This is a genomic window from Streptococcus oralis, from assembly GCF_026782125.1.
GTDB classification, from domain to species: Bacteria; Bacillota; Bacilli; order Lactobacillales; family Streptococcaceae; genus Streptococcus; species Streptococcus oralis_CE.
In genome coordinates this window covers 1,434-1,834 of record NZ_JAKUVY010000015.1, presented here as the reverse complement: position 1 = coordinate 1,834, position 401 = coordinate 1,434, and the positions used below count along the sequence as shown (strand labels likewise).

General features: G+C 42.1%; 1 protein-coding gene. It reads right to left on the bottom strand.

The window, feature by feature from the left end:
• The coding region (locus MK385_RS09765) for a Spy0128 family protein (RefSeq protein WP_326845587.1) at positions 1 to 401 on the bottom strand (401 nt) is incomplete at both ends.

The window sequence follows — 401 nt, the reverse complement described above, 5'->3', positions numbered from 1 at the left end:
GTTGAAGCTGCTTTATAAGTGTTAGTGAAAGTTGGTTCTGCTGAAGTAACAGAAGCTGTCAATACTCCACCTTGGAAAGCTGCTGTTACAGTAACTTCCTTACCTGCTTCATCAAAAGTGATACCATTGATTGCTGCTGAAGTATCTTCTTTGATGACGTAGTGGTAAGTTCCCGCACCTTTTACTTCAATGTTCTCGAAGGTAATCGTTCCATCAGCTTTTGATTTCGCTGTGGCTACTGGAGTCTTCAAGTTCTCTGCTGTATATAGGTTAAAGGTAAACTCATCCGCTTTTGGAAGTTTATCTGTACGACCTTCTACCACTTTCTTAGCTGTTACATTGAACACAGCTGGAACAGGCTCGTCCTTAAGGTTGATCGTAGAACCTGCTGCTCCGAGTTT